Origin of the sequence: Emticicia sp. (assembly GCF_043780375.1) — a bacterium.
Classification (GTDB): Bacteria; Bacteroidota; Bacteroidia; order Cytophagales; family Spirosomataceae; genus Emticicia.
Genome location: NZ_JAYWCU010000016.1, coordinates 1 through 6,353 on the forward strand (window position 1 = coordinate 1; position 6,353 = coordinate 6,353).

Below are 6,353 nucleotides of genomic sequence, written 5' to 3' on the forward strand. Positions count from 1 at the left end.
AGTTTCATGAATTTGATTAGATTTTGGTAAAATTGACAGTTTTTTGTAAATTTAAGCAGATATCACTACATAAAAGTTAATCTTGCGTAACTTAAGTTAGTAATTATCGTCATTTCCTTTATTTGTTTTAATGCTTTTTCTCAGGAGACAATTACGGCAGCACAAGCCAAAGACTTTGTAGGAAAAGAAGTCGTTTTAGTGGGGAAAGTAGCTGGCTCTAAACTTTTTACAAGATCAACAGGCAATATGCTTCTACTTAATATTGATAAACTACATCCAGACAATGATATTACAGTTGTTGTCGAGGGGGATGTTCTAACAAAAGTGAAATTTACTGAAGCGGAATTACAAGGAAAATCAATAAAAATAAAAGGTACTGTCAGTATTTTTAAGGAAAAACCACAGATAAAACTTGAAAACGAAGAAAATTTAACGATTGTTCAGTAAATTTTTGAAACAAAGGAATAAAGTAAAAAGACTCGTTTTGAGTCTTTTTTTATGCTCAAACATTCCAAATTAAAATATTTTAAAAATAAATATCCAACGTATAGTATCAATTAAAAATAAAAGTATTTATTTTAGTATTTTGAAATCAACAAAATCTATTCATCCCTCATAAAATGAACTTATTCGAGATTAAAGAGCAACCCAAAGTTTATGATGTAATCATTGTTGGCTCGGGTGCTGGCGGTGGAATGGCAGCCCACGAACTCACTAAAGCGGGTGCAAAAGTGTGTCTTTTGGAAGCTGGTGGCTATTTCGACCCCGCCGACCCGAAATATATCAATCAAATGAAAGCTCCTTGGGAGTCGCCACGAAGAGGAGCGAACACAACTCGTCCGTTTGGGGATTTTGATGCTGCTTGGGGAGGTTGGCAGATTGAAGGAGAGCCATATACGACTGCTCCTGGCACTGAATTTAAGTGGTTTCGTTCAAGAATGTTGGGCGGACGAACCAATCACTGGGGGCGTATTTCGTTACGTTTCGGACCCGATGATTTCCGTCGTGGAACGCTTTCGGGTGTGGGTGATGACTGGCCCATTACTTATGACGATATTAGCCCGTATTATGATAGAGTTGATAAACTCATTGGTGTTTTTGGAGCAGTTGCCAATTATCCAAACAATCCTGATAGTATTTATTTACCTGCCCCAATGCCTCGTTTGCACGAGATGATGATAAAAAAGGCAGGAAAAGGATTGAATATTCCTGTTTTGCCTTCTCGAATGTCGATGCTTACCAAAAAAATTAATGACCATCGTCAGGCTTGTTTTTATTGTGGGCAATGTAGTCGTGGTTGTATGGTTTATGGCGATTTTTCAGCTTCTTCGGTGTTGGTAATTCCTGCAATGAAAACAGGAAACCTGACCTTGATAAACAATGCGATGGCTCGTGAGGTTTTGACCGACCCAAATACTGGACTTTCTACTGGTGTTTCTTACGTTGATAAAATTACGATGGAAGAAAAGGTTGTGCGTGGGAAAGTAGTTATTTTGGCGGCTTCTGCTGGAGAATCTGCACGTTTATTACTCAATTCAAAGTCGTCTCGTTTTGAAAATGGTTTGGCAAATTCGAGTGGCGTAGTTGGAAAATATATCAATGATTCAACAGGTGCAAGTCGCTCGGCATTTGTACCGTCTTTGATGGATAGAAAACGTTATAATGAAGACGGTGTAGGAGGAATGCACGTTTATACGCCGTGGTGGTTAGACAACAAAAAATTAGATTTTTCACGTGGTTATCATATAGAGTACGGTGGAGGAATGGGAATGCCGTCGTTTGGTTTTGGAATGGGCGTTGAAGGATTGAATGGAAAAATTCCGGGACGAGATGGAAACAAAAAAGATGCAGGTGGCTATGGCTCAGGCTTGAAAGATGATGTTCGTCGTTTCTACGGAGCGTATGTAAGTATGGCTGGTCGTGGAGAATCGGTGCCATTGGCAAGTAATTATTGCGAAATTGACCCAACTACGGTTGATAAATATGGTATTCCTGTGCTTCGTTTTAATTATAAATGGACACAAGATGAGGTCAATCAAGCAAAACACATGCAGGATACTTTCGAGCAGATTATTCATGAAATGGGTGGAATTCCTTTGGGGAATAAGCCTGGTCCCGAAAATAATTATGGTTTAGCTGCCCCTGGTTTGATTATTCACGAAGTAGGAACAGTTCGCATGGGGAATGACCCTAAAAAGTCGGCTTTGAATGCTTATCAACAAGCACATGACGTGAAAAACGTTTTTGTAGTTGATGCTGCACCGTTTGTTTCGCAAGGAGATAAAAACGTAACTTGGACTATTTTGGCATCCTCAATGCGAACCTCGGAATTCATTACCGAGCAAGTAAAAAGAAAAAGTCTTTAAAAGTTGATAGGATAATAAGAACACCTCATTCTAAATTCTTCTCCTTTTTTAGCAGAGAGAGCCGGTTGAGGAAAAATCAAGTTACCACTCATTCAATCATTGAATATGAAACGTAGAGAAATTCTTAAAAGCATATCACTCGGCAGTCTTGGACTTGCCGCAACACCATCGGGAGAGTTGGCAGCCTCTTATATAGATGGAACATTAACTATTGCTCCAGAAAAACCTTTTGTCGTGCCAAACGGACGACTAAAAGAAGAGGCGATTCGTGATGCAAAACTAAAAACCGAAAAGTTTTTTACAGCTCACGAACTTAAAACAGTTACAATTTTAAGCGATATTATCATTCCTGCTGATGCTAAATCGGGTAGTGCGACACAAGCGGGTGTGCCAGCTTTTATCGAATTTATGATGAAAGACCAACCCCAGCACCAAGACAAAATGCGTGGTGGTTTGATGTGGCTTGATTTTGAATCGACTAAACGTTTTGGTAAAAAATTCGTTTTATGTAGCAAAACTCAGCAATTAGAAATTGTTGAAGACATTGCTTATCCAGCAAAAGTAAAGCCAGCGTTCAAGCACGGAGCATCATTTTTTTCACACATCCGTAATTTTGTAGTTACAGGCTTTTATACTTCACCAATCGGATTTAAAGATTTAGGTTATATGGGTAATACGCCTAACCAATGGGAAGGTGTGCCAGAAGATGTAGTTGCCAAGTTTGGTTTGCAGGAATTCAATAAGATAACTGTTTAAAAAAGGGTTTTAAGTCAAGTTGGGTATAAAAATAACAAATCCTGTAAGGTTACGAAGCGTAGCACCGTTTCTAACTTTGCAGGATTATTTTGTTTAACTTTATTCTACATCATCATTTTTAAGTCCTCTCCATATTTTTTCCTTAGATTTGTACTTTCAAAACAACCAAAGGAACTACAATGGATTATATTCTTTTTGATGACCAACAAATCAGAAATCAACTTAAACCTTTTACTTTTATTAGACCCATTGCCGAAATTCGTTGCGGAATTCTAACGATTCGTGAGAAATGGGAGAAAATGCTTTCGTCTGAAATCTCGTTTTTGACCGAAGAATATTTACAAAAAAATACCCCTCAAACTTCCGAAGAAAAGATTTTTATTAGTGGTGCAGTTTGTCCAAATGAAGTGCTTTTATATGCAATTCAGCAACTTCAAGAAGATGAAATGTTAGTTTTTAATGAAAATGTTTTAGCAATTAAAACCTCAAAAAAATTATCGTATTCTATTGATTATCCGCTATTTATCAAAAAAGAATTTTCAGAAAAAGTAACGATTATTAAAAACTTGCCTGATATTTTTCTGAAAAATGGTGAACAAATAAAAGCCGATTTTCAATTGATTACTAAGGGCAGAAAATCACAGGAAATAACAGACCCTTTCACACGAGTTTATAAAATAGAGAATGTTTTTGTGGAAGAGGGGGCAAGTATCAAAGCCGCTATTTTGAATGCCGAGCAAGGGCCAATTTATATTGGCAAAAATGCAATCATTCAAGAAGGGTCAATAGTTATTGGCCCGTTTGCCGCTTGCGAAAATAGTATGGTGGCATGGGGAAGCAAAATGCGACCAAATACTACACTCGGGCCATTTTCTCGTGTTGGTGGTGAAGTCGGTAGCTCGGTATTTTTTGGATATTCTAATAAAGCTCATGATGGCTTTTTGGGTGGTTCGGTTATTGGTGAATGGTGTAATTTGGGAGCAAACTGTAATAATTCTAACTTAAAAAATGATTATACAGAAGTAAAATTGTATAATTATGCCACCAATCAACTCGAAAAAACTGGCGAACTTTTCTGTGGACTTTTCATGGGCGATTACACCAAAGCGGGCATCAGTACAATGTTTAATACAGGTACTGTTGTGGGTGTAAGTTCTAATGTTTATGGGGCTGGCTTTCAAGAAAAACACATTCCTTCGTTTACTTGGGGTGGTGCAGATACTGAGTATGTAGACTATCGTTTCGATAAAGCAATTAAGGTAATAAATGCAACTATGGAGCGGAGAGATAAGCAATTGACGGAGGCTGAGGTTGCTGTTTTGAGGTACGTGCATGATTCAAAATAAATATTAATGTTGCGAAGTAAATCGTAATTATTCTCTGCCACATGCTTTTTCGTGAAATCACAGGTCTTACCGAAGTAAAGCATTCGCTCATTCGAGCGGTGAATGACAACCATGTTGCTCATGCCCAGTTGTTTCATGGGGGAGAAGGTAGTGCAAATTTGGCAATGGCTTTGGCGTATGCCACTTATATCAATTGTGAAGATAAACAGGTCGATGATGCCTGTGGGAAATGCCCAAATTGCATGAAAATGAGCAAATTGGCTCATCCAGATGTCAATTATATTTTTCCAACGGCAGGTGGAAAAACAGTTCTTTCCGAAAACTTTATGACACAATGGCGTGCTTTCGTGAAAGAAACACCTTACGGAAATTTATCAGATTGGCTCGAAAAAATAAGTATCAAACAAGGAAATATCCCTGTAGAAGAATCTCGCCAATTGATTCAAAAATTATCTTTAAAGTCTTATGAAGGGGGATATAAAATTGTCGTTATTTGGCAAGCCGAAATACTTAATATTGCCGCTGCCAATGCTTTGCTGAAAGTTTTAGAAGAACCACCAGAGCAAACGCTTTTCTTACTCGTGGTCAATAGCATGGAAAAATTGCTTACGACTATCATTTCACGCACGCAACGAGTGGCGATTCGAAGCTTTTCTGATGAAGAAATAACAACGTATCTTATTCATAATCAACAGACAGCTGGCGAAAGAGCAAGGCAGATTGCCTATCTTTCAGAGGGGAATCTAAATCGTGCTTTAGAAATTTCAAACAAAACCGAAGATGATGAACATAGTTGGTTTGCTACTTGGATGCGAATGTGTTATGCCTTGAATATTCAGAAATTAGTACCAATGGCGGACGAGTTTGATACCAAAGGCAAAGAATACCAAAAATCAATGTTAGAATATGGTTTGAAGATTTTTCGTGAAATTTTCTTATATCGACACGGAGGCGAAAGTTTAATTAAGCTTGAAGGAGATGAGTTAGTATTTGTTCAAAAATTTTCTAATGTATTGAACATCAATAATTTAGAACAAATAACAATACTTTTGGGCGAATCGCATTACCACATTGAGCGTAATGCTCGTGCCAAAATTGTCTTTTTAGATATTTCGCTTATAATAGCTCGTTTGATGCGATAAAAACTATTTTGCCAAGTAATATTTACTAAACCACCAAGATTTTCGTAAGTAAGCATAAATACCTCTCAAAATCATACATGAAAATAAAAATTGGTACACGTGGTAGCAAATTAGCTCTTTGGCAAGCCTATTACGTTCAAGAAAAATTACAAGCACAAAGCATAGATACTGACATAGTTATCATTGATACAAAAGGTGATAAAATTCTTGATAGAGCTTTGTCGAAAATTGGTAGCAAAGGTGTTTTTACTGAAGAATTGGAAGACCAACTTCGCTCTGGCGAGATTGATATTGCTGTACATTCTGCCAAAGATTTACAATCTGAGTTGGCTGAAGATTTAGAAATCATTGCTTTTACTGAGCGTGAAGGAGTAAGAGACGTTTTGGTGAGTTTCAAAAAAGAACTTTCGCTCAATAGCGGGCAAACTTTTGTTGTTGGTACTTCTTCTACTCGTCGTGTGGCAATGCTAAGGCATTATTATCCGCATATCGAAATTGTTGATATGAGAGGAAATCTTCAAACTCGTTTACGAAAACTCGAAGAAGGTCATTGTGATGCGATTTTGCTTGCTTACGCAGGTGTGCATCGCATGGGTTATCATAATCTCATTGTTGAGCAATTATCTACCGAAGAATTTACTCCACCAGTTGGGCAAGGTTGCGTAGCCATAGAAGCGGCAAAGAGTCTTTCGGAAGATAAAAGATTGGCTGTCAGAAATTTAATCAATAATGAAGTTGCTGAA

The 6,353-nt window shown here is 37.6% G+C and carries 6 protein-coding genes; all 6 read left to right on the forward strand.

The features are described from left to right. The first annotated feature begins 246 nt into the window (after nucleotides 1-246). Nucleotides 247-447 (forward strand): hypothetical protein, encoded by a 201-nt coding sequence (locus tag ACH2CJ_RS01490; RefSeq protein WP_394990301.1) that lies wholly within the window; start codon nucleotides 247-249, stop codon nucleotides 445-447. Between the two features lie 173 nt (nucleotides 448-620). After that, entirely contained in the window at nucleotides 621-2,366 is a 1,746-nt protein-coding gene (locus ACH2CJ_RS01495; RefSeq protein WP_394990302.1) for a GMC oxidoreductase, read from the forward strand. A gap of 105 nt (nucleotides 2,367-2,471) precedes the next feature. Next, entirely contained in the window at nucleotides 2,472-3,122 is a 651-nt protein-coding gene (locus tag ACH2CJ_RS01500; RefSeq protein WP_394990303.1) for a gluconate 2-dehydrogenase subunit 3 family protein, read from the forward strand. Nucleotides 3,123-3,301: 179 nt separating this feature from the next. Continuing rightward, complete coding sequence (locus tag ACH2CJ_RS01505; RefSeq protein WP_394990304.1) at nucleotides 3,302-4,468, forward strand: putative sugar nucleotidyl transferase; 1,167 nt, start codon at nucleotides 3,302-3,304, stop codon at nucleotides 4,466-4,468. A gap of 41 nt (nucleotides 4,469-4,509) precedes the next feature. Then, nucleotides 4,510-5,610, forward strand: a complete 1,101-nt coding sequence (holB, locus tag ACH2CJ_RS01510; RefSeq protein WP_394990305.1) for a DNA polymerase III subunit delta' — start codon at nucleotides 4,510-4,512, stop codon at nucleotides 5,608-5,610. Nucleotides 5,611-5,687: 77 nt separating this feature from the next. Continuing rightward, on the forward strand, nucleotides 5,688-6,353 hold a 666-nt coding region (hemC, locus tag ACH2CJ_RS01515; protein WP_394990306.1), incomplete at its 3' end, for a hydroxymethylbilane synthase.